This is a genomic window from Rhodopila sp., assembly GCF_965277825.1.
Taxonomy (GTDB): domain Bacteria; phylum Pseudomonadota; class Alphaproteobacteria; order Acetobacterales; family Acetobacteraceae; genus Rhodopila.
The window spans coordinates 43,526-70,421 of record NZ_OZ255846.1 but is presented as its reverse complement, the minus strand read 5'-3'; the positions used below and the strand labels follow the sequence as shown (position 1 = coordinate 70,421).

Sequence of the window (26,896 nt, the reverse complement as noted above, 5' to 3'; positions counted from 1 at the left end):
GAGATGATGATGCCGGTTGCCAAAGCAAAGCTGTCGGCCATCGCGTCGTTTCCGCCGCATTATTTTCTCGAGAACCTTGCAGTACGAAGTGATGATTCTCTTATCGTATCGGACCTGACAAGGAACGGTTTGTGGTATTTGCCGCCGGCCGGCGCGGGCGAGACGGTGCAACCGGTGCGGCTGGCCTTGTTCGAGCAGCCGACGCTCTGCGTGATCGAGACCGATCCGGACGTCTTCATCGTGGCGACGTCAAACGCCTATACGACGCACGAGTCCTACCTCTATCGCCTGGACCTGCGTGGCTGGACCCCGGGGTCGTCGGTGCGCCCCGAACTGGTGTTGGAGTTCCCCAGCATCGTGCAAGGGCTGAACGGCGGCTGCGTGATCGGGCCCGGCGTCATCCTGTTGGCGGACTGCTTCGCCGGGTTGATCTGGCGGGTCGATCCGCGGCCGGATGGCGGGGCGATTCCGAGTGTTTGGCTGAAGCATTACAGCATGGGCCACGATCCGAATGGCGGCAAGCTGGCCGATCAGCCAGGGATCAACGGCTTGAAATACATCGCACGCTCCGGACACCTGTATTACACGTCAACCTGGCACAAGCTGTTCATGCGGGTGCGGGTCGACCCGATCACGTTGGCGGCGCTCGGTGAGCCCGAGATGGTGGCCAGTGGTTACTGGTATGACGACTTTTGTATAGACGAGGCGGCCGGGGTCGCCTACGTCACCACACATCGCGAGAACACCATCGAGATGATTTGGCTGGAGCCCGGCAGGAACGTCTCGACGGAACCTCCAGGCGACGGCGTCACGTCCACCGGTCAGCGAGGAATGACGGTCGCGGGAGATCCTTTTGACGACGTTTTGGTCGGACCATCGAGCGGAGCCTGGGGCCGGTTGCCGGGCGAGCATGGCCGGGTCGCCTTTTTCACCACTGACGGGGGAACCAAGGTTGCTCCGGCGGACGGGATTGTGCGACCGGCCAAAGTACTTCGCGTTGAGTTCGCGGACCCAGCGGTCGCCGCGCCGGGTTGAGTGTGCTGCGAACGATCGGCACAAGTGAGTGCCGAACGTCCGGGCCGCTGACTGACCTGCTTCAATCGGTCCGACGCGCAGCCCGCAACGACACCGGTTCGCCGGCTGTCTCCGGCATCGCCAGGACGAGGGCCGCCAGCGCGACGCACGCAGCCACGCCAAACGACAGGAACGCCGGCGAGTATCCCGCGTGATCGACGATGATCCCGGCCGCCAGTCCGCTGAGCGAGGCGCCGACGCCTTGCATTGTGGCCACCGCTCCCTGTGCCAGGTTGTATCGCCCGGTGCCGCGCATCAGGTCGGCGATCACCAGTGGGGTGATCGCTCCGTAGATGCCGGCGCCGACGCCATCCAGCAACTGCACCGCGATCAGCCAGGGGGCGCTATTGGAAAACGTGTAGAGCAGTGCCCGGACCGGCAGCACGCCGAAGCCCAACAACAGGATCGGCTTGCGCCCGACGCGGTCGGCGGTGCGCCCGACCGCGAGCGCCACCGGCAGCATGATCAGTTGCGCGGCGATGATGCAGGCCGACATCATGGCGGTGGCCAAGGCAGGGTGGGACTGCGCCAGTTTCTGACCCACCAGCGGTAGCAACGGTGCATTGGCGAAATGGAACAGCATTACGCACAGGCCGAACACCACCAGCGGTCTGCAGCGCAGCAGCGTCAGGTAGCCTGACGGTGCCTGGCTTCCCTGCACTGGCCTCGCGTCTGCATCGTCGAACCCGCGTGCGCGGTTCTGGTCGATCGCCTTTGACGGGATCGAAAGAATTGCCAGCACGGCCAGAATGGCGAACACCGGCACCATCAGAAACACCGCACGCTGCGAGAACAGATACCCCACGCCGCCCGCCGCGGCGGCAATGGCGACATTGCCGGCGTGGTCAAAGGCGGAGTTGCGCCCCATGCGGCGGGCAAGCTGTTTGCGGGCGTATAGCCCGAGCGTCACCGCGGCGACGGCGGGTCCGAACACATCACCGACGACGGCCATTCCGGTGTTGGCAATCAGCACCGGCCAGAACGTGGGGGCGGCGAAAATGACCGCCGCGCCGATCGCCAGCACGATCAGCGCCAGGACGACGGCGCCTCGCTTTTGACGCGTGGCATCGATGGCGGCGCCGGCGGGGGTCTGGGCGACAAGCCCGATCAGGCCGCCGATGGTGGTGACCCAGCCGACCTCGGTCTGACTCCAATGCCGCTGGGTGATCAGGAAGACGTTGAGGTAGGGACCCAGCGCGCCGCGCACGTCGGCGAGCAGGAAGTTGACCGCGTCGAGCGAGCGGGCGCGGAAGCCGGCGTCGCGTGCCTGCCGGGTCACGCCATCTTCTGAGTTGGCCATGTCAGAACAGCGCGACGAGCAGGATGCCGGCGGTCATCAGCACGCCGCCGAGGATGCGCCAGATGTTGAGGCTGTGCTGCTCGATGCCGAACCAGCCGAAATTGTCGATTGCCAGCGACATCAGGATGTTCGCCGTGATGGTCAGTCCGGCAAACGGTCCGGCGCCGATCTTGTCAACGAACAGCAATCCGGTGATGACCGCGAACGCGCCCAGCAGGCCGCCGAGCGGGGCCCACCAGGGCATGGCCGAGATGCCTCGTAGCGACGGCAGCGGATTGGGCATGCAGACGAACAGCACCAGCAGGAACGCAACCACCGGCAGGAACGAGACGGTGCTGGCGAGCCAGGGATTTTCCAGCGACTTGCGCAAGGCGCCGTTCATCGGCGGTCCCCAGGCCTGCAGCGCGCCGGCGATCAGGATGATCGGATAGAGCCAGACCGAGCTGACATTCTGCATGATGGATCTCCGGGAATGGTTCAGCCGAACGCGAAGGCGCCGGCGATGGCGAGCACAAGCGCCGGAGGCATCACCAGCACGCCCAGCTTGAGGAAGGTCCAGGCGCTGACGCTATAGCCCTCGCGCCGCAGCGCGGTCAGCCAGAGGATGGTGGCGAGCGACCCGGTGACCGACAGATTCGGCCCGAGGTCGACGCCGATCAGCACCGCACTGCGCACCTGATCCGGCACCCGAGCCATTTCGACCACGCGACCCGAGACCAGACCGACCGGAAGGTTGTTGACCAGGTTGCAGGCGATGGCGAGCAGCCCGCCGGATGCCCACGCCGCCAGCGTTGCCGAACGCCGGACCAGGTCTTGCAGCAGGAAAGCCAGATCCTGGGTGACGCCGGTGAGCTGCAGCGCTTCGACCAGGACGAACAATCCGGCCACCAGCGGCAACACACCCCAGGAGATGTTTTTCATCACATTGACGACGCCGCATTTGGACCGGATCAGGACCAGGATCGCGGTGCCGATTCCGGCGAGGAAGGTCGGCAGGCCAAGCTGGATATCGAAGCCGGAGGATACCAGCAGCACGATCGCGGTCAGCGCGATGCCCGCCGCGGCCATCCGACCGGCGCCGGACAACTCAGGGCGATCGATGTCGGCCGAGACAGGCTTGCGCAGATCAGCAATTTGGGTCCAACGCAGGACGAAGTAGGTCGCCAGGATAGACAGCGCGGAGGGCAGTGCGTAGCGCGGCAGCCATTGCAGCAGCGGCGGCATGTGGCTGCCGTAGATCACCAGGTTTGCCGGGTTCGAGATCGGCAGCACGAAGCTCGCGGCATTGGCGATGAAGGCGCAGATGAACAGATAGGGTAGCGGGTTTTTGGCCTGGACCGCTTTTGCCACGGCGGCGACGGCGGGGGTGAGCACGACCGCGGTTGCGTCGTTCGACAGGAACACGGTGACGATGGTGCCGACCGCGAACACCAGGGTGAACAGGCGGGTGGCGGAGCCTTTCGCCATGCCGGCGGCGGCCGCCGCCAGCCAGTCGAACAAGCCTTCCTGGCGGGCCAGCTCGGACAGCAGCATCATTCCGGTCAAGAACAAATAGACGTCGGTGCCCTTGGTGACGCCGGCCAGGGCGTCGGTGGGGTTTAGCAGGCGCAGGCCGACGAGTAGTGCCGCGCCGGCGACGGCCCAGACGAATTCCGGCCAGGAGAACGGGCGAATGATGACCCCGGCGGTCGCCAGTCCGGCGATGCTCCAGGTGGTCCAGGGGGAGGCCAGGACGGCGGCCATCACCACTTGCGGCCGTTGCGGTTGGGGCCGAACTGGCCGGCGCGGGCGATGTGCGGGTCGGCGATGTGAAGCCTCGCATTGGTCATCAGGTTGTCCAGCACCCGTTCGATCAAGGCAGGATCAAGCGCCGCGGTGCCGGCGGGATCGCGGAGGGAGGCGGCGAGGGGTCTGGTTTGCGCGGTTTCCTTGTGCCGCGCCACCTGCTGGGCGAGAACCCCCGCGAGATCGACGTGGACCCGGTTCGGCTCGACCCGCTGGGTTATCGCCAGCGACTCGCCGACCAGCCCGTCCAGCCGATCGATCTGGTCCAGCATGTCGCCGATCGCGCCGCGCCGTCGGGTGTCGTCGCCGGCCAGGGTGTTCTCGCCTTGCAGCCTGGCGGCCGCGATCGGGTTGCGGATTCGTGTGCCGCATAGAAGCCGTAGCGGTCGCGGATCAGGTCGCAGCCGCGTGCGATCACGGCTTCGGCACGCCCGACCTGCAGCGGTGGATTGTCGGTAGAGTTGCAGCAGCAGGAAGCCGACCGCGACACAGGCGAGGAGGGACAGTCCCCAAAGACCGAACAGCCGGGTTCTCAATGAGTGCAAACGGACATCCCAAGGCAGGCGATCGGCGCAGACTATGCACGACGGATCGGAGATCGCGGAGTCCGCTGGCGATCGGGACGCGCGTGCGATTTAGACCTTGACCGCAAGGATAGCGGAAAGCGAATCGATGCTCGCGTCTGCCCGCACAGACCGCCATCAGGGGTAGATCATTGCAGGCTGGAGAAGTTTGACGCGTGCAGACCCGGATCGCTAACAAAATGAACTCGCCTGGATTGAATTTTTTTGCTTTTATCGACGAGCGTTCAGATCGATCAGCAACGAGTTCGGCTGTGTAGGGCAATATAATTGCAAGCTTGCCGTGTATGTTACGGCTTTATTATAGTATCGCGTATCGCCTATCGATAAAGTGTGTTGTGGAAGACTTTTGACTGACTCAGCAGTGTCTTCGGCAATGCAGGAATTTGTGTTGCGCCGCAATGAAATTTTTGGGGGATTCCAAGGTGCGAAAGATTGGACATTCCGTCCTGTGGACGGTTCCGTTCGTGGCTCTAGCCGCATCCGCAAAGCCGGTTCGCGCGGACGAACACATGGTGCTGGTCAGCACGATCGATGTCGGCGGCAATGGATTGGGGACCTTCGACATTAGTTACGTCGATCCGAAGATCAACCGCTACGTGCTGTCTGACCGGACCAACGCGTCGATCGATTTTTTCAACGCCACCGATGCCAGCTTCATCGGTCGGGTTGGCGGCTTTGCCGGCCAGAAATTCAAAGCCGATGGTGTGACCGCCGACAACACGATTTCGGGCCCCGACGGGGTGACGGTGGTGAACAACAAAGAGGTCTGGGCCGGGGACGGCGACAGTTCGGTGAAGGTGATCGACATCGCCAGTTTCCAGGTGGTCGATAAAATCTCCACCGGCGGGAAGTTCCGTTGCGATGAGATGGCGTTGGACGCGGCCGACCACATCCTTGCCGTCGCCAACAATGCCGACGTGCCGCCGTTCGTGACGATGATCAATACCGATACCCGTGCGGTTGTCGGCAAGATCGTGTTCGACGGCACCAACGGCACACCGGATGCCACGCAGACCGGCATCGAGCAGCCGCAATGGTCGAAGAAGACCGGTCTGTTCTACGTCTCGGTGCCGCAAATCGTGCCGAGCGATGCAACACAGGGCGGGATTTCGGTGATCGACCCCAGCACGATGTCGGTCAAGGCGACCTATCCGGTGTCGAACTGCACGCCGGGCGGTCTCACGCTTGGCCCGCGAGATGAGGCGATGATCGGTTGCAGCGGCGCCTTTACGGTGCCTCCAAACACCGTCGCCACGACCCAGTCGGTGGTGATCAATCTGGATAATGGCAACATCGTCGCGAACATTACGCCGGCCGGCGGCAACGATGAGGTCTGGTTCGACCGCGGCACGAAACATTACTACCTGTCTGCCCGCGGCACCCTGGTCAACGGCAAGGTGACACCGATCCTCGGCACCGTGGATGCGGTGACCAACATGTATGATGGCGGCGTGGCGACGTCGACGTCGGCGCATTCGGTGGCGGCGGACAAGGTTTCGCACCACGTCTTCGTGCCGATCGGACTGATTCCCCCGGGCACCGCGGCGTCAACCGACCCGACCAATCCTTGCCCGACGCGCGGCTGCATAGCGGTCTATTTGCCGTCGTCGATCGATGCCGACGACGGCAAGCTGGCCAAGAAGTAGACGGCCGAGCACAAGCGGGGGGCGCCGGTCGAATGGGTTCGATCGGTGTACGCCCGCATCGGCGGTTTCACGGCGGCATCTTGCCGCCCGCATCGACGGTTTCACGGTTTCGTCTTGCCGCCCGCGTCAGCCGTTTCACGGCGTGGTCTTGCGGCCAGCGTCAGTGCTTGGCCGGATCGCCCGCGAAGTCCGTGTTCGGAGCTTGCATCGGGCCGGGAAAATGCCCAGGGGGTCGAACGCGTCCTCGGTGCCGCTGGGTTTCGGCTTGGTGGTGCCGATCGAGCCCTCCCTGGTAGGCAACGCCATGCGCTGGGTCAGACAGACCGCCTTGATGGCACGGCTGACCGTCTCGACCCGGCGCAACACGCCTAACTCGCGAATTTGAGCTTGTCCTGCGTCTGGGTCTCGAAATCGCTGGCGTCATGGCGTTCGTGCAATTGACTTGAGAGCTCGCCGTTGATGCGGTTGACCATACGGCCACGCTTGGCGGCCGGTCGGTCGCCGATCGTATCGGCCCAGCGCTGCACGTTCTTGTAGTCCTCCACCCGCAGGAATTCGGCAGCCCCGTACAGCCAACCCTTCACCAGTCCGCCATACCAGGGCCACACCGCGATGTCGGCGATGGTGTATGCGCTGCCCGCCAGGTATTCGTGGTCGGCGAGACGCTTGTCGAGCACGTCGAGCTGGCGCTTCGCCTCCATGGCGAACCGGTCGATCGCGTATTCGATCTTGATCGGGGCATAGGCGTAGAAATGGCCGAAGCCGCCGCCGAGATAAGGCGCGCTGCCCATCTGCCAGAACAGCCACGACAGGCATTCGGCGCGGGAAGCCGGATCGTTCGGCAGGAACGCGGCGAACTTTTCGGCGAGATACATCAGGATCGAACCGGTTTCGAACACCCGGATCGGCTTCGGGCCACTGCGATCCAGCAGTGCGGGTATCTTGGAGTTCGGGTTGATCGCCACGAAGCCGCTGCCGAACTGATCACCCTCGCTGATGCGGATCAGCCAGGCGTCGTATTCGGCGCCGCGGTGGCCGATCGCCAGCAGTTCCTCCAGCATGACCGTGACCTTCACGCCGTTCGGTGTGCCCAGCGAGTAAAGCTGCAGCGGATGGCGGCCGACCGGCAGGTCCTTGTCGTGCGTGGAGCCCGAGACCGGACGGTTGATAGTAGCGAACCGGCCGCCGTTTTCCTTGTTCCATTCCCAGACCTTCGGCGGTGTATAATCGGACGAATCCGTCATTTGCAAAGCTCCAGAATTTGCTGCGACGCTATTGACTACCTGGGCACCTGGCAAGTTGGCGTGCCACTTTGCCTGCCGCGACGGTTCGGTCTTGCGGCCAGCCAAGGACTTCGGTCTTGCGGCCTGCCAAAGGCGTGGCTGTTGCAGTGCCGCTGGGCCTGCGTGGGCGGCGCTCGTCGGTTGCCGCGGTGCGGTTTTCCGTGGCGTCATGGTGAAAGCCTCTTTTTCCCAGGCTGTTCCGTGCTACTTCATTGCGATGGGCTTGCCGCTTCGCCTTCAGACCACCGCCTGATGGACACCTCGTCCTCGTCACCCGCCGCCCTGGCGCCCGCTGGATCGGTCAGGCCAGGGTCAGCGTTTCCAGGGCGGTTATCCGCGGTCACCGCACCCCGGCTGTGCGAGTGCCATGATTGCGGGGAGATGCAGGTGCTGCCGGCGATGCCGCCGGGCGCGCGGGCGGTCTGTGAGCGTTGCGACGCGGTGCTGCGGCACACCAGGCGCAATCCGCTGTCACTGCCTCTGGCACTGAATATCAGCGCGCTGATCCTGTTCCTGCTGGGCGCGACGCTGACCCTGATCGCGGTCAGCACCGCCGGCCAGGAGCGTATCGCCGGGCTGGTCAGCGGGCCGAGCGAGATGGAGCAGTACGGCCTGTGGGAAATCTCTCTCGTCGTCCTGATCACCACCGTCGCCGCGCCGCTGGCCCGGGTGCTGTGCATGCTCGCGGTGCTGGGCGGCCTGCACCTGAAGCGACCGCCGGCGGAGCTGCGAGAGATCTATGCCTGGGTTGAGCACCTGCGGCCGTGGTCGATGGTGGAGATCTATCTGCTTGGCCTGCTCGTCGCCTATGTCCGTCTCAGCGGCATGACGACGGTCAATCTCGGTCCGGCGATCTATGCACTGGCCGGACTGATGGTGATCATGGTGCTGGCCGATTACATGCTTGACGGTCAGGCGGTGTGGGAAGCGATGGAGCCGCCCAACCGGCGGCGGCGGCGGGTCCTGGATGTCAATCCGATGACCTCGGACCGGCCCGGTCGCAACGTGCTTCGCTGGCGCATCGGCTGTGACACCTGCGGCCTGGTCAGCCGCGCCGCGCCGGGCATGCGATGCACGCGCTGCGGCTTCCGCTTGCGGATCCGCAAGCCGAACTCGATGCCGCGCACCTGGGCGTTCGCGATCGCGGCGATGATGCTTTACATTCCCGCCAACATCTACCCTGTGCTGACCGTCGTGCGGCTTGGCGCGGGCCAGCCCAGTACCATCCTGGGCGGCGTGCAGGAGTTGGCGGAGCTTGGGATGTGGCCGCTGGCCGCGCTGGTCTTCTTCGCCAGCGTGGCGGTTCCGGTGCTGAAGTTGATCGGGCTGATCTTACTGCTGGTCCCGACGCACCTTGGCAGCAATTGGGCGATGCGCGATCGCACGGTGCTGTACCGGGTCGTCGATGCCATCGGCCGGTGGTCGATGATCGACATCTTCATGGAATCGATCCTGGTCGGGGTGGTGCAGTTCGGCAAGCTCGCCAGCGTCTACCCAGGGCCCGGGGCGATCGCCTTCGCCGCGGTGGTGATCCTGACCATGCTGGCGGCGCACAGCTTCGACCCGAGACTGATGTGGGACCGCGCTCGCGAAACAGCTGAAGCGGCGCCGACACCGATGCAGCCGATCGGTCCGGGCCGAGCGGAAACCGCATGAGCGCGAAGGTGCAGCAGTGAGCGAGAGGCACCCCACGGCGGTCGTGCGGGCCCCGATCGACCATAAGAGCCGGCTGCCGCTGATCTGGGCCATTCCGGTGGTGACGCTTATCATCGGCATCTGGCTTGCCTGGTCGACGCTGTCGCAGCGCGGCCCGCTGATCACCGTCACGTTCGAGACCGCCGAGGGGCTGCAGGCGGACCAGTCGCACGTCCGGCACAAGGACGTCGATATGGGGGTGGTGCAGAAAATCGGGCTCACTCCGGATCTGAAGCGGGTACAGGTGACGATTCGGATGAACCGGGAAGCCGAACCGCTGCTGACCGATGGTGCCCAGTTCTGGGTGGTACGGCCGCGGTTCTTCGCCGGCGCGATCAGCGGGCTGCAGACGCTGTTCTCGGGGTCGTATATCGATCTGCTGCCGGCGAAGGGCGGGGAGCCCAAGCGCGACTTCGTCGGCCTGGAAAATCCGCCGGTGCTGCAATCGGACGTACCGGGCCGCAGCTTCCTGCTGCGGGCCAGTCGAATCGGGTCGCTGAACCTCGGCTCGCCGATCCTGTTCCGCGATCTGGAAGTGGGCGAGGTGCTGGGCTGGAACGTCGGCGAGATGGCCCGCGACATCACGATCCATATTTTCGTCCGCCAGCCTTTCGACAAGTATGTCGATGACAACACGCGGTTCTGGAACGCATCCGGCGCCAAGGTGGCGCTCGGCACCAACGGGCTGCAGGTCAAGCTGCAATCGCTGCGCGCGGTGGTGCTTGGCGCGCTTGCTTTCGAGACTCCGGACGATCCCAAGACCTCCGGCGAGAGCGCGGCCGAACATACGTTCCCGCTGTATGACGACGAGGATGCCGCCGATGCCTCGACCTACAAGCGGACCTTGCCGTTCATCGCCAACTTCGACAGTTCGGTTTCCGGCCTGGGAACGGGGTCGCCGGTCACTTTGCATGGCCTGAAGATCGGCGAAGTGTCCAGCCTGTCGCTGGTCTACGACCGCGCGTCGGACACGGTCATGGTTCCGGTGCATTTCAACGTCGAGCCGGAGCGCATCGCGATGCTGGAATTGCCGACCGGTGGGGACCTGGACAAGAGGATGCAGGAACTGGTCAATCGGGGCCTGCGGGTGAAGCTGGAATCGAGCAGCATCCTGACCGGGTCGAAGCAACTGGCGATGGACGTGTACCCCAATGCCGGCCCGGGCACTCTGGGCAAGCAGGGCGATGCCTATGTCATCCCGATCGAGGGTGGAAGCGCGGATGACGTCGCCACGGCCGCGACCAACCTGGTCAATCGGTTGAACGCCATTCCGTTCGAATCGATCGGGCAGAACCTCGATCGCACCCTGGCCGGAGTGAATGCGCTGGTCAACGACAAGCAGCTTGCCGAGACGGTCAGCGAACTGCGATCGACGCTGGCCGGCGTGCAGCAGTTGGTGGACAACCTCAATCATGGGCTGAAGCCGGCGATGCAGCGTCTTCCATCGATCGCCAACGGGCTGGACAGCACGGTGCAGCGCACCGACAAGCTGCTGGCGTCGTTGCAGTCCGGATATGGCAGCGATTCCCGCTTCAACCGCGATGTCGGCCGAACCATGGACCAGTTATCCGACGCCGCCCGCTCGATCCGGGTGCTGGCCGATCTGCTGGCTCGCCACCCCGAGGCGTTGATTCGTGGCCGCACCGACCAAGGGGTTCAATGACCGGGCCGATGCCACTGTCCAGGCGATCCGCCCTGCTGGCTCTGACCGCGTTGCCGGCGGCGTGCGCTTCGCCCAATCCCGATTTGTATGTGCTGGCGGCGATCCCGGGGGTGACCCATGGCGGTGCGCCGCGGGTCATTGTCCTGCGTGCGATCGCCATCGCGCATTATCTGGAACGCTCGCAGATCGTGCGGTCGTCCGAGGGCTACCGGATCGACGTGCTGTCGAACCAATGGTGGGGTGAGCCGCTCGACGCGATGCTGAGCCGGATCCTGGTGCAGGAGCTGAACCAGCGGCTGCCGGGCAGTACGGTGTACGGTGACAGCGGGGCGATTTCCACGCCGGCGGCGGCAACGGTGGAGATCAACCTGCTGCGCTTCGATCTGGACCAGGACGGCAACCTGCTGCTGGCGGCGCAGGTCGCGGTGGACGGCAAGGGCATCCGATCGCGCGGGGTCCGGTTCACGGTTCGGCCGGCGGACGCCAGCACGCGCGCGCTGGTGGCGGCGATGAGTTCGGCGACGGCCGAATTGGCCGATGCCATCTCCGGGATGCTGGCCTGAGGTTGGCGATTCAGTCCCGTTGGCCCGGCCAGGACGGGGGTATCGCCACGGTCACCGCGTGATCCAGCGGACCATGCCCGCCGCCGAATCCGGGCGCGGAGCTGATAGCGGCCCGGACATAAAGTCGCGCGCGAAGCACTGAGTCGCGCAGGGACAGAGCCTGCGCCAACCCGGCCGCCACGGCCGAGGCCGTCGTGCAACCGGTGCCGTGGGTGTGGCGGGTGTCGATCCGGGGGGCGGGGAACGCCTCGATGCCATCCGCGGTGGCCAGCAGATCGATGACCGTGTCGCTGGGCAGATGGCCACCCTTCAACAGCACGGCCGGCACACCGGTGGCGAGCAATGCGGTTGCGGCGGACCGCATCTCGGCCTCGGTCCGGATGCTCAGCCCGGTCAGCGCTTCGGCCTCCGGCAGGTTCGGGGTGATCAGCGCCGCCAGCGGCAGCAGCCGACGGCGCAGGGTGTCCACGGCCTCGGTCGCCAGCAGGGAATGTCCGCCCTTTGCCACCATGACCGGGTCGAGCACCACCGGTGTCGCCGCGGCGAGATCGTGCAATGCGGTGGCAACGGTCTCGATCGTCGCCACGTCGCCCAGCATGCCGATCTTGATGACGTCGGCGCCGATGTCGCTGAGCACCACATCGATCTGCTGGCGGATGAAATCGGGGGGCACCGGGACAACGCCGTGGACGCCGAGCGTGTTCTGCGCAGTCAGCGCGGTGACCGCGGTCGCGGCAAACGCCCCGAGCGCGGTTATTGCCTTGATATCGGCCTGGATTCCGGCTCCGCCGCCCGAGTCGGAGCCGGCGATCACCAGCACACGGCCGCGCATCAGCGGGCGGTTCCGCTCGGCCTAGGGGTGGTGCTCTCGATCTTCGGCAGCATGGCTAAACCGCGGCTTGCCTGATCCGGGCGACGTCGGCGATCATTTCGCACAACGAGTCCACCACCTCGGCGACGATGATGCCGTCTTCGCCCTCGGCCATCACCCGCACCAGCGGTTCGGTGCCGCTTTCCCGGATCAGTACGCGGCCGGTGCCGTTCAGGCGGGCCTCGGCGTCGCGGATTGCTGCCTGCACGCGGTCTTCGCGCAACGGCGACACGCCGGCGAAGCGCACGTTCTTCAGCCGCTGCGGCAGCCGCCGGAACACCTGCAACAGCTCCGACGCAGGCCGATCCTGCTGCACCAGAACCGCCAGCACCTGAAGCGCGGCGAGCAGACCGTCCCCGGTGGTGGCGAAGTCAGACAGGATAAGGTGGCCGGATTGCTCTCCCCCGACATTGATCCCGCTGGTGCGCATATGCTCCGCGACATAGCGATCGCCCACCTTGGTGCGGTGCAGTCGCAGGCCGAGTTGGCCGAGATGGCGCTCCAGCCCCAAATTGGACATCACGGTGGCGACGATGCCGCCGCCGCGCAGTGTTCCGGCCTGGTGCCAGGAGCGGGCAATCAATGCCAGGATCTGGTCGCCATCGACCACCTCACCGGTTTCGTCGGCGATGATCACCCGATCGGCGTCGCCGTCGAGCGCGATGCCCAGATGGGCGCCATGCTCGACTACCTTGGCGCAGAGGAATTCGGGCACCGTCGAGCCGCAGGCCTGGTTGATGTTGAAGCCATCCGGTGCGACGCCGACGGGAATGACCGTCGCGCCCAGTTCCCACAGCACGGTGGGCGCCACCTTATAGGCAGCGCCGTTGGCGCAATCGACGACGATGCGCAGGCCGTCGAGGCGGGATCCGCGGGGGAAGCTGCCCTTGGCTGCCTCGATGTAGCGCCCGGCCGCGTCATCCAGGCGGGCGGCGCGGCCCAGCAGGCCGGATTCGGCCAGGCGGTCGGCGAAGCCGCTGTCCATCAGAGCCTCGATCTCGAGCTCTTTCTCATCGGACAGCTTGGTGCCATCGGGACCGAACAGCTTGATGCCGTTATCCTCGTAGGGATTGTGCGAGGCGGAAATCATCACCCCGAGATCGGCGCGCAACGAGCGGGTCAGCATCGCCACCGCCGGCGTGGGCAACGGCCCCAACAAGGTGACGTCCATGCCGGCGCCGATAAATCCGGCGGTCAGCGCGGGTTCGATCATGTAGCCGGACAGCCTGGTGTCCTTGCCGATGACGACGCGGTGGCGATATTCGCCGCGGGTGAACAGCAACCCGGCCGCCTGGCCGAGTCGCAAGGCGATGCCGGCGGTCATCGGGTCGGAGTTCGCCTTGCCCCTGATCCCATCGGTGCCGAACAGGCGTCTTATTTTGCTCATGCGCTGATTGCCGCTCCCGTTCGGCGCTCCGGTCGTCTTGGTGGCAGGTCTAATCGAATGGCGGGCGTTGGGGAAGCGGAACCGTGCCCGGCGCAAACAGCGCCTGCCAGATACGAATGGCTTGAACCGTCTCTCTGACATCATGGACGCGCAGGATCGAGGCGCCCCGCAGCACCGAGTACAGCCCGGCGGCGAGCGATCCGCCGAGTCGCTGTCCGGCCGTCGATTGGCCTGCAACGGTGGCGATGAAGCTCTTGCGCGAGACCCCGACCACGATCGGGTAGCCGAGCCCGGCAAGGTCCGGCAGTCCGCGCAAGACCGCCAGCGAGTGTGGCGCCCGCTTGGCGAAACCGATCCCTGGGTCGATCGCGATCCGGTCGGGCCGAACCCCGGCGCGCAGCGCCGCCTCGATCCGCACCGAGACTTCGGCGCGCAGCTCGGCCGCGACATCGGCGTAGACCGCTTCGGCCTGCATCGTGGCGGGGTTGCCGCGCATGTGCATCAGCACGACGGGACAGCCCGCTGCGGCGACGACACCGGCGGATGACGCATCATGCGCCAGCGCCGACACGTCGTTGACGATGCTGGCACCGGCGCTGAGCGCGGCCCGCATGGTGGCGGCGTTCCTGGTATCGACCGAGACGCGAAGACCTGCCGCGGCCAGGGCTTCGATAATCGGCAGCACGCGATCCTGCTCCAATTCGGGCGTCACCGACGCGGCGCCGGGGCGGGTACTTTCGCCGCCGACGTCGATGATGTCGGCGCCCTCGGCGGCCATCCTCAGGCCGGCTGCGATGGCCTCACCAGGGTCGGCGCGGCGCCCCCCGCCACTGAAACTGTCCGGGGTGGCGTTGAGGATGGCCATGACCAGCGGTCGGTCGAGACTGACGCCGGCCCAGCACTGGCGCGGTGCTGACGGCTGCCATTGGTCGAGGTCGCCCCGCGTGGCGTTCATGACGGCCGGCTCGAAGCCGAAACCGCTCCTCGGAGGCCGTATGGCAACTGATCCAGCGCCGCGAATGGCTCTGTTCCGGAAGGGTTAAATATATTGTGACTCAAGAGTTTACACCAAACTGGTCAATCATGGGGTGAACCGTGTTCGCGCGGTGGCGCGGCACGTGCCCTCGGTTTCGGCAGTGGCTGCACAGCGACGGATCATACGAAGATTTTCGGCCACGCAGCGGACCGAGTGGTGTAGCGTTCCAAGCGGGAGAGGATGGATAGAACGAAAACGATACACGTTAACGGAATGTTAAGAGTATCCTTGTATTCCTGGTGCCTCGGGGCCTGCGACTCGGGCGTCCGGCGGCTAGGAAAGGCAGTTGATGCAGTTCACAGCCATGACGTGGCGCTTGTGGTTCATGCTGCGGTTCTTGCCCATGCCTCGGCTCTTGCCCATGCCCCGACTCGTGCTGGGCGCCGCTTTACCGCAATTGGTTTGCGTTATGCCTGAACGCAACCACGTATCGTCCGACGGGCCCTCGCAGCCCCGTCAAAATGGGCCGAGGCGGTTTTTCGCAGTGCCGTGGTGAATTCTCTTGAAATGCCGCACGGCGGGTTTCACTATTCCGTGATTGGCGGAAATGTCTCGTGTTTGCTGGCTTGCGGAGAGATCGTCCGCCAGCTGTTGGACGATGAAGTCTCTGTCTTGGGATGCAAGATTTTTGCATCCGATGCTGACGCGGCGCGGTGGCTTCCGCGTTGTCATGCACTGCCGGCGATGAACGACGCCTCAACTGCTTTTGTGCCGGTCGCCACTTCGAGCCGGCGGAAGAAAGAGTAATGCAAATGACTGCGGCTTTTCTCAGGGAATGTAAGTCAATGTCACGCTCGCGGACTCCCGAATGATGCGAATCGGCGAAAACATTCCCGCGACATCTCGCCTATCCGCTACGGTTGCACCCATCTTGCATGACATGGTTCGTGCAGACGCGACTGATCGTGGCACCACCCACAACAAAGGAGCGGCCGCATGAATACGGTCGAGGACATTTTCACCGCCTATGCAAGGACGTTCGAGGCTCATCGCGAGGCCGAGATGTCGCTGGCGGACTATCTCGACGCCTGCAAGAAGGACCCGCTGGTCTACTCGACCGCAACCGAACGCCTGCTGGCGGCGATCGGCGAGCCCGAGATGGTGGATACCTCGAAGGACCCGCGCCTCGGCCGCATCTTCATGAATCGCACGATCCGGGCCTATCCGGCGTTCAGCGAATTCTACGGCATGGAAGAGACCATTGAGCGGATCGTCGGGTTCTTGCGCCATGCTGCGCAGGGTCTCGAGGAACGCAAGCAGATCATGTACTTGCTGGGCCCGGTCGGCGGCGGCAAGTCGTCGCTGGCGGAGCGCCTGAAGGCGTTGATGGAGACCTATCCGATCTACGTGCTGAAGGCCGGCGACGACCTCAGCCCGGTGTTCGAAAGCCCGCTCGGCCTGTTCAACCCGGAGCGGATGGGTTCGATGCTGGAGGACCGCTACGGTATTCCGGTGCGCCGGCTGACCGGGCTGATGAGCCCGTGGTGCATCAAGCGGCTGGATGAGTTCAACGGCGACATCTCCAAGTTCCGGGTACAAAAACTGATCCCGTCCCGGTTGCGCCAGGTCGGCATCGCCAAGACCGAACCGGGTGATGAGAACAACCAGGACATCTCTTCGCTGGTGGGAAAGGTCGATATCCGCAAGCTGGAGATGCACGCGCAGAACGATCCCGACGCCTACAGCTATTCGGGCGGCCTGAACCGGGCGAACCAGGGCATGCTCGAGTTTGTCGAGATGTTCAAGGCGCCGATCAAGATGTTGCACCCGCTGCTGACCGCGACGCAGGAAGGCAACTACATCGGCACCGAAAATATCGGCGCGATTCCGTTCCAGGGCATCATCATGGCACACTCCAACGAATCGGAGTGGCAATCGTTCAAGAACAACAAGAACAACGAAGCCTTCATCGACCGGATCTATGTCATCAAGGTGCCGTACTGCCTGCGCGTCACCGAGGAACAGAAGATCTACGACAAGCTGGTGTCGCGTTCCGAACTTGGCGATGCTCCGTGCGCCCCGGCGACGCTGGAAATGCTGGCTCGGTTTTCGGTGCTGTCGCGGCTCAAGCGGCACGAGAACTCGACGCTCTATGCCAAGATGCGGGTGTATGACGGCGAGAGCCTGAAAGAGACCGACCCGCGCGCGCGCTCCTTGCAGGAATACAAGGATACCGCGGGTGTCGAGGAAGGCATGGATGGCGCCTCGACCCGCTTCGCGTTCAAGGTGCTGGCCGCGACATTCAACCACGACACCACCGAAATCGCCGCCGATCCGGTTCACCTGATGTATGTGCTGGAGCAGTCGATCCGGCGCGACCAGATGCCGCAGGAAACCGAAAAGCGCTACCTGGAGTTCATCAAGGGTGAGCTGGCGCCGCGTTATGCCGAGTTCATCGGCAATGAAATCCAGAAAGCCTACCTGGAATCGTACCACGACTATGGACAGAACCTGTTCGACCGCTACGTGTCCTATGCCGACGCCTGGATCGAGGACATCGACTTCAAGGACGCCGACACCGGCCAGTTGTTGAACCGCGAGTTGCTGAATCAGGAGTTGACCAAGGTCGAAAAGCCGGCCGGGATCGCCAACCCCAAGGATTTCCGCAACGAGGTGGTGAAATTTAGCCTGCGGGCCCGGGCCAACAACAACGGCAAGAACCCGTCCTGGACCAGCTACGAGAAGATCCGCGACGTGATCGAGCGCCGGATGTTCAGCCAGGTCGAGGAGTTGCTGCCGGTGATCAGCTTCGGCTCTAAGAAGGACAGTGACACCGAAAAGAAACACACCGAGTTTGTCGAACGCATGACCGCCCGCGGCTACACCGAAAGGCAGGTCAGACGACTCGTTGAGTGGTATATGCGCGTGAAGCAGGCGGGCTAGCCATGCCCGCCGAACCCGGAAAGGTCGCACAGGCACGCTATGCACATAGTTGACCGCCGCCTGAACCCGAGTGGAAAGAACCTGGCCAACCGCCAACGCTTCATGCGGCGCGCCAAATCGCAGATCCGCAAGGCGGTGCACGAAAGCGCCGGTAGCCGCAGCATCAAGGACGCCGACGAGGGCGGTGAGGTGGTGCTGCCGGCGCAAGGCGTACATGAACCTTCATTCCGGCGCAGCGGCACCGGCGGCATTCGCGACCACCTGTTGCCCGGCAACAAGGAGTATATCGCCGGCGATACCATCCAGCGGCCACCCAATGGCGGCGGCGGCAGCGGGTCCGAAGGCAGCCCGGACGGCGAGGGTGAGGACGATTTTCGCTTCGCCCTGTCACGTGACGAGTTCGTCGATCTGTTCCTGGAGGATCTGGAACTGCCCGACCTGGCCAAGCGTCGGGTGGTGAACACCGAGGCGTTGGTCTATCACCGTGCCGGCTACTCGGTCAGCGGATCGCCGGCCAACCTGGCGCTGAACCGCACGGTACGCAACAGCCTGTCGCGGCGCATCGCGCTGCGCCGTCCGAAGCCCGGTGAAATCCAGGCGCTGCGCGATGAGATCGCCGCGCTGGAAGCGGACGACCCGCGGCGCGTGGCGCTCGAGGAAGAACTGGCCCGCAAGGTGCGCCGCACCGGGGTCATCCCGTATATCGATCCGCTGGACGTGCGCTACCGGCGCTTCGAGTCGCATCCGAAGCCGGTGGCCCAAGCGGTGATGTTCTGCCTGATGGACGTGTCCGGGTCGATGACCGAGCACATGAAGGACTTGGCCAAGCGGTTCTATGTGCTGCTGTACATCTTCCTGAAACGGCGCTACAAGAACGTGGAAGTGGTGTTTATCCGCCACACCCACCAGGCGTCCGAGGTCGATGAGGACACCTTCTTCAACAGCCCCGAAACCGGCGGCACCGTGGTGTCCACCGCGCTGGAGGAAATGCAGCGGGTGATCGACGACCGCTACAGCCCGGACAGTTGGAACATCTATGCCGCCCAGGCGTCCGACGGCGACAATACCGCCAGCGACAACGACAAGACCGCCGCGCTGCTGACCAAGGTGCTGCTGCCAGCTTGCCAGTATTACGCCTATCTCGAGGTCGGCCGCGATTCCGAGCACTTCCCGCCCGGCTTCATCCGCCGCGACAGCGATCTGTGGCAGACCTACTCCACGATCATTCGCAACGGCGCGCCGATGGCGATGCGCAAGGTCGGCCATCGCCGAGACATCTACCCAGTGTTCCGGGAACTCTTCGCCAAGAAGACCGGGGCCGAGGAGGCTGCCGAATGAGCTCCACGCTGATCCGGGCGGAACGCCCGTTGTTCGAGGGTGCCGACTGGGAGTTCGGCACCATCCAGCGCTGCTACGACGCGATCGAGAAGGTCGCGCTGAGCGAAATGGGGCTCGAAGTCTACACCAACCAGATCGAGGTCATCGGCACCGAACAGATGCTGGATGCCTACTCCTCGATCGGCATGCCGCTGTTTTATAAGCACTGGTCGTTCGGCAAGCATTTTTCCCGCAACGAGGCGATGTACCGCGCCGGCATGCAGGGGCTGGCGTACGAGATCGTCATCAATTCCAACCCGTGCATCAGCTACATCATGGAAGAGAACACCGCCATGATGCAGACCCTGGTGATGGCGCACGCGGCGTTCGGGCATAACCACTTCTTCAAGAACAACTACCTGTTCCAGCAGTGGACCGACGCCAACGGCATCCTGGACTATCTGGAGTTCGCTAAGGACTACATCACCTCGTGCGAAGAGCGTTACGGCGAGGTGGCGGTCGAACGCCTGCTGGACGCCGCGCACGCGCTGATGAGCCAGGCAGTGCACAAGTATCCGCGCAAGCGGACCGCCGACCTGCGGTCGGAGGAAAAGCGCGAACGCGAACGCCGCGAACACGACGAACGGGTGTTTAACGACCTGTGGCGCACCGTGCCGGGCAAGGAAAATACCCGCGCCGACCCGACCGCCGCCGAACAGCGCAAGGCGCTGCTGGAACTGCCGCAGGAAAACATCCTGTACTTCATGGAAAAAACCGCGCCGCGGCTGGCGCCTTGGCAGCGTGAGGTGCTGCGGATCGTGCGCATCATCGCGCAGTATTTCTACCCGCAGTCGCAGACCAAGGTAATGAACGAGGGCTGTGCCACCTACTCGCACTACACCATCCTGAACCGGCTGCACGAGAAGGGGCTGCTGACCGACGGCGCGATGGTGGAGTTCCTGTCCTCGCACACCAACGTGGTGTTCCAGCCGGAATTCGACGACCGTCGCTACTCCGGCATCAATCCCTATGCGCTGGGCTTCGCCATGATGCAGGACATCGAGCGCATCTGCACGCTGCCGACCGCCGAAGACAAGCAGTGGTTTCCGCACATCGCCGGCTGCAACGACCACATGAACGTGCTGCGCGACGTGTGGGCGAACTACCGCGACGAGAGCTTCATCCTGCAATACCTCAGCCCGAAGCTGGTGCGCCATTTCGGCCTGTTCCACGTGATGGACGATGCCAGCGAGCCGAACCTGCGGGTCGAGGCGATCCATGACGAACGCGGCTACCGCAAGATCAAGCAGGCGCTGGCCAAGCACTACGACGTGTCATGGACGTCGGCCGATATCCAGGTGATCGATGTCAACCTGGCCGGCGACCGCCGACTGATCCTGCACCACCGCGCGCTCAACCGCGTGCTGCTGGAGGAAAAGGACGCTCGGATGGTGCTGCAGCATCTGGCCGATCTGTGGGGCTACGATGTGCTGATGAAGGAAGTCGATCCGGGGACCGAGGCGGTGCTGAAGGAACATGCCGCGTCGCCGCGTCCGGGGATCGTGCAGATCGAACCGAGTTAGGCTGACGGGGCCGTCAGGCTGGGATCGCGGCCCCGGGCCTGATCCCGGCCCAACGGGCGGGCACCAGCGCGGCCGTGGTCTGACCTGCTGGCTCAGTCTACCCTCGCCGGGCCTATTTGCTGATCGACGCGTCGGGTTTCGGTTTCCCCGTATTGGTCCGCAAACTTTCCATGTAGGCGGCGACCCTGGCATTCGAGTCATTGAATTTATCCAACGCCTGATTGATCGACCGTTGGAACGTGCCCTCGTCCCATTTCGTGTGCGCCGCGGTCATCGTCTTCGGGTTTGTCGTGCGTTGCTTTTTGCGCGCCTCCAGCATCTTGGTCGCTTTATCCGACGTTCGGTGCAGCTTGAGGGCTTCGCGCTGCAGCCGCAGCATCTCGTTGATCGAGTCGTGCTTGGCCACCGACGCGGCGCTCAGGCAGGCCAGCGTTGCCAGGCCGGACGCTATGATCTGGGCGGATAGCTGGATTTCCTTGGGCGTGGCCGCGCGATAATCGTTCAGCAGGCCTTCGGCGGTGTTCCGGGCGGCAGTCTCACAGCCGTTTGCAGCGCTGGCAAAGAACGGCGTGAGCGCGGCGCTGGCGTAGGCGCGTAGGCGTTCAGTGGATTGGGTAGGACTGGTGACGTCTTGCATGGCATCCAAGTTCATTGTTTGTTCGAACATCTTCTACCTTAGGTTGCAGAGGGACGCAAGGAAAAATTGCTTAGGAAGAATACCGCGTGGTTGGACGCCGGCGCCGAACGCAAGCCTGCGGCAAGCCGAGCGCCCTGTTCCAACATGCGCGCGCTGCCGCATACTGCATCGGTGCCAAGCGGAACGGAGAGACGATGATGACCTGGCCGACGCAACAGGGAAGTTTCGACCTCGGAAACCTGACGCTGCAGTCCGGCGCACGACTGGATTCGGCCAGGCTTAGCTGGAAGACCCACGGCAAGCTGTCGCCCGCGCGGGACAATGTCATTGTCTATCCCACCAGCTATGGCGCGCAGCATCCCGATCTCGAGTGGCTGATCGGGCCGGACAAGATCCTGGATCCGACGCGCTGGTTCATCGTCATCGTCGACATGTTCGGCAACGGCCTGTCGTCCTCGCCGTCCGATGCGGCGGATTATCCGACGTTGGTGACGGTGCATGACAACGTCCAGGCGCAGCGGCGCGCGTTAGCCGCGTTGTTCGGTATCGACCAGGTGGCCTGTGTCTATGGCTGGTCGATGGGCGCGCTGCAGGCCTATCACTGGGCGGCGCTGTTTCCCGGCGCGGTGCAGCGGATCGTGGTCAATTGCGGTGTCGCTCGGACCGCGGTGCACAACCAGGTCTTCCTGCGTTCGCTGATTGCCACGCTGGAGGCCGCGCCGCAGCATATTGGCAATGGCCGCTTTTCCGCCGAACCGCAGGCGGCGAAACGGGCGTTTGGGCGGATTTACGCGGGCTGGGCGCTCAGTCAGGATTTCTATCGCGCCGGGCTGCACTTGGCGGTCGGCCCGGCGCCGAATTTGGGGGCGCCCGACCTCGAGACGTTCCTGAAAACCGATTGGGAGGATCGTTACGCCGCCCGTTCGGCCGCCAACCTGTATGCTCAGCTCCGTACCTGGGATGCCGCCGACATCAGCGCCAACGGACTGTATGATGGCGATCTTGCGGCCGCGCTGCGATCGATCCAAGCGCGGGTACTGCTGATGCCCGGCGCCACCGACCTGTATTTTCGCACCGCCGACAACGCAGCCGAACTGCCGTTCCTGGCCTGCGCCGAGCTGCAGCCGATTCCCAGCATCTGGGGGCACCGCGCCGGCAATCCTGTCGGCAATCCGGCCGATGCGGCGTTCATCAGCCAACAGGTCCACGCGCTGCTTGCGGCGTAAACAAGCTCGGCCGCAAAATTCGACGGAATGCTAATGTCCGGTGTCTGAAGTTCGCCATATCGGGCGAACATCAGCCTCGCGACCCCTTTGGTTTCAGTGGCCTGCTGATCCCAAAAGTCCGCCGCATGACACGGCGGACTTTTGGGGCAAGACACTCGAGGATCGGCCGCTTACCGGAGCGTCCGGTCTCGGTGCCGGACCGCCAACGTAGCCGGCCATGCGGCTTTATCCGGTGAAGTCCTGCTTGGTGTTGCCCCGCAGCTTGTGGAAGATACGCGGCAGCTTGGCTGCCAGATGGTTGCGAGCGAGCTGCCGGCCGCGCCACAGCTCGACGATGATACCGCCATGCCGCCGCCAGGCGCGCTTGCGCAGTTGCCGATCCGTCAGTTGCTGATGTTGCTGCCAGCCGAAGACCAGCGGCTTTTTGCGCAAGCGGAACGGTGTGTCGAACACGAGCGCATAGCCGATGCGGTACTCGGAGGAAGGGTTGGGACCGGCGTAGTGCAAAGTGCGATGCGAATGGATTGTCGCCCCGCCCGCCTGCAGCGGACACTCCACCGCTGTTGCGGCATCGAATGTGCCGATGCATTCCAGCGCATGGTTGCGCGGATCGCCGTCTTTGGCCCGATGCTCGAGCACCGGCAGCTTGTGCGAGCCTGGGATGAACGACATGCAACTGTTGTTGCGGCTGATTGGCGCCAGCGCCAGCCAGATGGTGATCTGATCATGCTCCAGATCAGGATTGCTGAAGGCTTCATCCTGGTGCCATGGCGTATCGCTGCCGATCCGTGCCGGCTTGAAGAACGCGATATCAAGCTGCAAACGGGCGTCTTGGCCCAGGAGCTGCTTGGCGATCGCAGTTGCCGTGTTGCGGTAACTGGTCGTCAGCAGTTCTTTTGCATAGTTGCTTGGATTCAGTATTTGCGGGAACCGCGGCCGATTGTCGGCGGTATCGCAGCCCGCCGCGTCGAACTGTGCGCCTTCGTTGAAACCGACCCTGGTTTCATGCAGGCGGAGCAGAACAGCCCGCATCCGCTCCGCTTCCTGCGGGGAAACCAGTTGTTCCATCGCGACGAATCCGTCGCCATGGAACTTATCGACTGTCTCGCTATCGAGCGGCCGTTCCATCTTGATTTCCTAATGCCAGTCATCAACGTAGCATCGAGCGGTATCCCGGTTGTCTGGACAGGTTCTGGAAAGAATAAGCCAAAGCTCGTAGCCGGCTGAAGGCTTTACCGCTTCCGGAACCCAATCGACCGTCAAGTATCCTAATCCAATTTAGGACGCCTAGGATATTAGCGTCTTTAAGTAATCCGCATTTACCAGGAAAATGTGATCTTCACGCCACTTTCAGGCGCATTTACCCGAAGCGGCGCGATTCTATCGCTGCATGGCTCATCGGACCCGTCTGGCGAGGTGCTTTGCCAGCGGTGGCCGGAGAAGTGCCCATTGCCAATGGCTGCGCGGTGGGGCGTTCTTCCGCCACAACCTGACATTCGACCGGTCCTCCGATGACCCGCTGGCAGCGACGGATGGGTGAAGCGAAACCGACCGCGCTGCCGCAGCAGAGCCTGAGCCGCGCCGCTCGCAGCGCTGCCACCATGCCAGCGCGTTCACCCGCGTCGTCTGCGACACGACCGTGCAGTCCAGTGATCGCCTTGCCGACCGATGCGAACCTGCTGCGAGGCGCGCGTGAGCGTCCAGCCAACGATTTCCGGTGGCGCCGCGGTCCAGCCCCGGTCGCAGACGGAGCGATACGGACTATGCCGCCTGCTCGGCCTGCTTCCTGCGATGATCGAAATTCGTCAGGTTCAGCTTGCGCTGGTGATCGGCGTACAGCAGCGGCTCGTAGCGTGCCGGATTGTCGGGACTGACGCATGTCGGGACAGGCCGGATCACCGCGTCCAGACCGGGACCGTAGAAGAACGGCACCGCGTGGCGGACCGCATTGTTGGCGTTGATCACCCGGTGCGGCGTCGGGAGATAACGGCCGTTGGAGTAGCGGGACAGCATCTCGCCGGTGTTGAGCACGAAGGTTCCCGGGATCGCCGGCGGGCGGATCCAGTCGCCCTCGCGCGTGCGCACCTCCAGCCCAGGCAGCGCCGATTGCGCCAGCAGCGTCAGGAAACTGGTATCGATATGCGGCGCGAAGCCGAACTGATTGTCCTCGGCGCTGTCGTGGGACGGGTAGCGGATCAGCCGCAAGGTGACCGTCGGCTGGTGGAAATCGGCGTCGAAGTAATCGTCTGGCAGCCCGAGCGAGGTGGCGATGACCGATACCATGCGATGACCCAACGGCCGCATCGCGTCGAAGTAGGCCATGGTCCGAACCTTGAACGACGGCATCCGCATGGGCCAGCGGTTCATGCCATATAGCGGGTTGCCGGCGACGATTTCGCGATCGTCAGCGGTGCGGTCGGTGACGATGTAGAAGCTTTCGCTCAGGTTCGGCTTGGTGTTGTTGTTCAGCTTCGATGTGCGCACCGTCTGGGCGCCGTACGGCAGGTATCCGATGTTGAGGTCGCCGACTTTCAGCGCCAGCTTGTCCCGGTCATCGAGGTCGAAGAAATCCGCTGCCGCGGCGAAGGCTCCATCGATCAGCGCCGCCGGAATGCCATGATTGGTGATCACCAGGAAGCCCGTATCGTCGCATGTATGGGCGATCGCTTGTGCGAGGGCGTGCCGGGCATTGGGCTTGTCCGCGAGGAAGTCCGAGACGTCGAGCACCGGTATCCGTTCCGCGTTCATGTCAATCTGCCTTCGGCCTGGCTGCGATCCGCGCAGCGTAACACCGCACCGAAGGGTTGCAATGGGGTTGGCCCCCACCGCCAGCAGCTTAATCGGCAAGCACTGGCGCGGGAGCAACGAACGGCTTCAGTAACGCCGATAGCATGACCGACACGATGATGTTGGCGACCAGCGCCCATATCGCGATATAGCCAGGAAAGCTGGTCCCCATGAACGACAGCGTGAATACTGCTGCCTTGAACGATGTCGTCGCCGCCATCCAGGTGCCCAATGCGGTGCCGACAGCCCAGCCGGCCAGCAATGCCCAGCCGTTCAACATGCGCAGGTATAGCCCAAGGATCACCGCCGGCAGCACTTGGATGATCCACAGTCCGCCCAGCAACTGGAACTGCAGCGCGTATGGCACCGGCACGAAGATGATGAACACCAGCGCGCCGACCTTCACCAGCAGGGAGGCGAGCTTCGCCACCGAGGCTTCCTGGGCGTCCGTCGCATGCGGCACGAGGAAGCCCCGGTAGATGGTGCGGCTGACGATATTGGCGCAGGCGATCGACATGATCGCCGAGGGGACCAGCGCCCCGATCGCGATCGCGGCGAACGCCACACCGGCGAACCAGCCGGGGAACACCGCCAGGATCAACGACGGCACGGCGAAGTTGTTGCCGTAACGCTTGAAACCGTCGGCGAAGGCGGGGTTCGAACCGGTGTGCAGCGCCACCGCCATGAAGCCCAGCAGGGCCAGCAAACCGAGCACCAGCGAGTAGGCCGGCAGCAGGGCGGCATTGCGCCGGATCGCGCCGGGACTGGAACTGCTCAAGATCGCGGTCAGCGAATGCGGGTAGAGAAACAGTGCCAGCGCCGACCCGAGCGCCAGCGTGGCATAGGTGCTATAGCTGCCATAGGTTTCGCCGACCGGTGCCGCGAGGGTCAGTTTCGCTGCCGGAACCGCCGAGAACACCGGGCCGAACCCGCCCAGCTTGAGCGGCACGGCGATGGTGACCGCGATCACCACCAGGTAGATCAGCAAGTCCTTCACCACCGCGATCATGGCGGGCGCGCGCAGCCCCGAGGTGTAGGTAAACGCCGCCAGGATAACGAATGCGATGATCAGCGGCAGATCGCCGATCACACCGTTGCCCGATACGCCCATCGCGCCGATCACCACCTGCATGCCGACCAGTTGCAGCGCGATATAGGGCATCGTCGCCACGATGCCGGTGACCCCGATGGCCAGCGCCAGCCATTTGTTGCCATATCGCCCGAGCACCACGTCCGACGACGTGACATAGCCATGCTTGTGCGCCAGCGACCACAGGCGCGGGAAGATCAGATATAGTAGCGGATAGATCAGGATGGTGTAGGGGACCGCGAAAAACCCCAGTGCACCGGCGCCATAGACCAGCGCGGGGACGGCGATGAAGGTATAGGCGGTGTAAAGGTCGCCGCCGAGCAGAAACCAGGTGACGAAGGTGCCGAAGCGGCGGCCGCCCAGGCCCCATTCATGCAACTGGGTCAGGTCGCCGGCACGCCACCGCGCCGCCCAGAATCCCAGGCCGGTGACGAACAGGAACAGCGCGATGAAGACGATCAGTGCCGGCCAGTTCACGACGACTCC

General features: G+C 64.0%; 22 protein-coding genes. 9 read left to right on the top strand and 13 right to left on the bottom strand.

Annotated elements, in window-relative coordinates; translation table 11 throughout:
- The first annotated feature begins 9 nt into the window (after positions 1–9).
- A complete protein-coding gene (locus tag ACQY4T_RS00865) occupies positions 10–1,035 on the top strand; it encodes a hypothetical protein (protein WP_428536386.1) in 1,026 nt (341 codons plus the stop codon).
- Between the two features lie 61 nt (positions 1,036–1,096).
- Here ACQY4T_RS00865 and ACQY4T_RS00860 read toward each other — a convergent pair whose 3' ends face one another.
- Genes ACQY4T_RS00860 through ACQY4T_RS00845 form a run of 4 tightly spaced genes read right to left on the bottom strand, consistent with a single transcriptional unit; the run spans position 1,097 to position 4,704 of the window.
- Positions 1,097–2,374 (bottom strand): MFS transporter, encoded by a 1,278-nt coding sequence (locus ACQY4T_RS00860; RefSeq protein ID WP_428536384.1) that lies wholly within the window; start codon positions 2,372–2,374, stop codon positions 1,097–1,099.
- A gap of 1 nt (position 2,375) precedes the next feature.
- On the bottom strand, positions 2,376–2,831 hold the full coding sequence (locus ACQY4T_RS00855) for a DMT family transporter (protein WP_428536382.1): 456 nt from the start codon (positions 2,829–2,831) through the stop codon (positions 2,376–2,378).
- Positions 2,832–2,851: 20 nt separating this feature from the next.
- Positions 2,852–4,117, bottom strand: coding sequence for an arsenic transporter (locus ACQY4T_RS00850; protein WP_428536380.1), 1,266 nt, complete (start codon positions 4,115–4,117; stop codon positions 2,852–2,854).
- Positions 4,117–4,704: a sensor histidine kinase gene (locus ACQY4T_RS00845; protein WP_428536378.1), complete on the bottom strand. Its 588-nt coding sequence runs from the start codon at positions 4,702–4,704 to the stop codon at positions 4,117–4,119. Before ACQY4T_RS00845 ends, ACQY4T_RS00850 begins: the two co-directional genes overlap by 1 nt.
- Positions 4,705–5,252: 548 nt before the next feature.
- Here ACQY4T_RS00845 and ACQY4T_RS00840 point away from each other — a divergent pair.
- The gene (locus tag ACQY4T_RS00840; protein WP_428536376.1) at positions 5,253–6,389 is read left to right on the top strand and encodes a YncE family protein; all 1,137 of its coding nucleotides are present in this window, start codon (positions 5,253–5,255) and stop codon (positions 6,387–6,389) included.
- 135 nt (positions 6,390–6,524) lie between these two features.
- Here the strand turns inward: ACQY4T_RS00840 and ACQY4T_RS00835 are convergent, their stop codons facing one another.
- A complete protein-coding gene (locus tag ACQY4T_RS00835) occupies positions 6,525–6,755 on the bottom strand; it encodes a hypothetical protein (protein ID WP_428536374.1) in 231 nt (76 codons plus the stop codon).
- Positions 6,756–6,757: 2 nt separating this feature from the next.
- Complete coding sequence (yghU, locus tag ACQY4T_RS00830; protein ID WP_428536372.1) at positions 6,758–7,633, bottom strand: glutathione-dependent disulfide-bond oxidoreductase; 876 nt, start codon at positions 7,631–7,633, stop codon at positions 6,758–6,760.
- 291 nt (positions 7,634–7,924) lie between these two features.
- Here yghU and ACQY4T_RS00825 point away from each other — a divergent pair, with 291 nt between their 5' ends.
- From ACQY4T_RS00825 to ACQY4T_RS00815, 3 genes are read left to right on the top strand one after another with little or no spacing between them, the layout of a single operon-like run.
- Positions 7,925–9,328 carry a paraquat-inducible protein A gene (locus ACQY4T_RS00825; protein ID WP_428536370.1) on the top strand — a complete coding sequence of 468 codons (1,404 nt, stop codon included), beginning with the start codon at positions 7,925–7,927 and terminating at the stop codon, positions 9,326–9,328.
- A 16-nt stretch (positions 9,329–9,344) separates the two neighbouring features.
- Positions 9,345–11,030: an intermembrane transport protein PqiB gene (locus ACQY4T_RS00820; RefSeq protein ID WP_428536368.1), complete on the top strand. Its 1,686-nt coding sequence runs from the start codon at positions 9,345–9,347 to the stop codon at positions 11,028–11,030.
- Between the two features lie 8 nt (positions 11,031–11,038).
- Positions 11,039–11,593 carry a PqiC family protein gene (locus ACQY4T_RS00815; RefSeq protein WP_428536366.1) on the top strand — a complete coding sequence of 185 codons (555 nt, stop codon included), beginning with the start codon at positions 11,039–11,041 and terminating at the stop codon, positions 11,591–11,593.
- Between the two features lie 10 nt (positions 11,594–11,603).
- Here ACQY4T_RS00815 and thiD read toward each other — a convergent pair whose 3' ends face one another.
- Genes thiD through folP form a run of 3 tightly spaced genes read right to left on the bottom strand, consistent with a single transcriptional unit; the run spans position 11,604 to position 14,806 of the window.
- Positions 11,604–12,425 carry a bifunctional hydroxymethylpyrimidine kinase/phosphomethylpyrimidine kinase gene (gene thiD, locus ACQY4T_RS00810; protein ID WP_428536364.1) on the bottom strand — a complete coding sequence of 274 codons (822 nt, stop codon included), beginning with the start codon at positions 12,423–12,425 and terminating at the stop codon, positions 11,604–11,606.
- A gap of 55 nt (positions 12,426–12,480) precedes the next feature.
- Positions 12,481–13,851, bottom strand: a complete 1,371-nt coding sequence (gene glmM, locus ACQY4T_RS00805) for a phosphoglucosamine mutase (protein WP_428536362.1) — start codon at positions 13,849–13,851, stop codon at positions 12,481–12,483.
- 49 nt (positions 13,852–13,900) lie between these two features.
- Positions 13,901–14,806, bottom strand: a complete 906-nt coding sequence (gene folP, locus ACQY4T_RS00800) for a dihydropteroate synthase (RefSeq protein WP_428536360.1) — start codon at positions 14,804–14,806, stop codon at positions 13,901–13,903.
- A gap of 1,017 nt (positions 14,807–15,823) precedes the next feature.
- On the opposite strand from folP, the gene ACQY4T_RS00795 reads away from it, so the two are divergent.
- From ACQY4T_RS00795 to ACQY4T_RS00785, 3 genes are read left to right on the top strand one after another with little or no spacing between them, the layout of a single operon-like run.
- Positions 15,824–17,770 (top strand): PrkA family serine protein kinase, encoded by a 1,947-nt coding sequence (locus ACQY4T_RS00795; RefSeq protein ID WP_428536358.1) that lies wholly within the window; start codon positions 15,824–15,826, stop codon positions 17,768–17,770.
- Between the two features lie 39 nt (positions 17,771–17,809).
- The gene (locus ACQY4T_RS00790; protein WP_428536356.1) at positions 17,810–19,108 is read left to right on the top strand and encodes a YeaH/YhbH family protein; all 1,299 of its coding nucleotides are present in this window, start codon (positions 17,810–17,812) and stop codon (positions 19,106–19,108) included.
- Complete coding sequence (locus ACQY4T_RS00785; protein ID WP_428536354.1) at positions 19,105–20,670, top strand: SpoVR family protein; 1,566 nt, start codon at positions 19,105–19,107, stop codon at positions 20,668–20,670. Before ACQY4T_RS00790 ends, ACQY4T_RS00785 begins: the two co-directional genes overlap by 4 nt.
- 112 nt (positions 20,671–20,782) lie before the next feature.
- Here the strand turns inward: ACQY4T_RS00785 and ACQY4T_RS00780 are convergent, their stop codons facing one another.
- Positions 20,783–21,307: a hypothetical protein gene (locus tag ACQY4T_RS00780; RefSeq protein ID WP_428536352.1), complete on the bottom strand. Its 525-nt coding sequence runs from the start codon at positions 21,305–21,307 to the stop codon at positions 20,783–20,785.
- A 194-nt stretch (positions 21,308–21,501) separates the two neighbouring features.
- Here ACQY4T_RS00780 and ACQY4T_RS00775 point away from each other — a divergent pair, with 194 nt between their 5' ends.
- A complete protein-coding gene (locus ACQY4T_RS00775; protein WP_428536350.1) occupies positions 21,502–22,533 on the top strand; it encodes an alpha/beta fold hydrolase in 1,032 nt (343 codons plus the stop codon).
- A gap of 225 nt (positions 22,534–22,758) precedes the next feature.
- Here the strand turns inward: ACQY4T_RS00775 and ACQY4T_RS00770 are convergent, their stop codons facing one another.
- The 3 genes from ACQY4T_RS00770 to mctP all read right to left on the bottom strand — a co-directional run bounded on the left by ACQY4T_RS00770 (position 22,759) and on the right by mctP (position 26,887).
- Positions 22,759–23,661, bottom strand: a complete 903-nt coding sequence (locus tag ACQY4T_RS00770) for a phytanoyl-CoA dioxygenase family protein (RefSeq protein WP_428536348.1) — start codon at positions 23,659–23,661, stop codon at positions 22,759–22,761.
- A 633-nt stretch (positions 23,662–24,294) separates the two neighbouring features.
- Positions 24,295–25,281 (bottom strand): isopenicillin N synthase family dioxygenase, encoded by a 987-nt coding sequence (locus ACQY4T_RS00765; protein ID WP_428536346.1) that lies wholly within the window; start codon positions 25,279–25,281, stop codon positions 24,295–24,297.
- Between the two features lie 88 nt (positions 25,282–25,369).
- Positions 25,370–26,887: a monocarboxylate uptake permease MctP gene (gene mctP / locus ACQY4T_RS00760; protein WP_428536344.1), complete on the bottom strand. Its 1,518-nt coding sequence runs from the start codon at positions 26,885–26,887 to the stop codon at positions 25,370–25,372.
- Between the last annotated feature and the right edge of the window lie 9 nt (positions 26,888–26,896).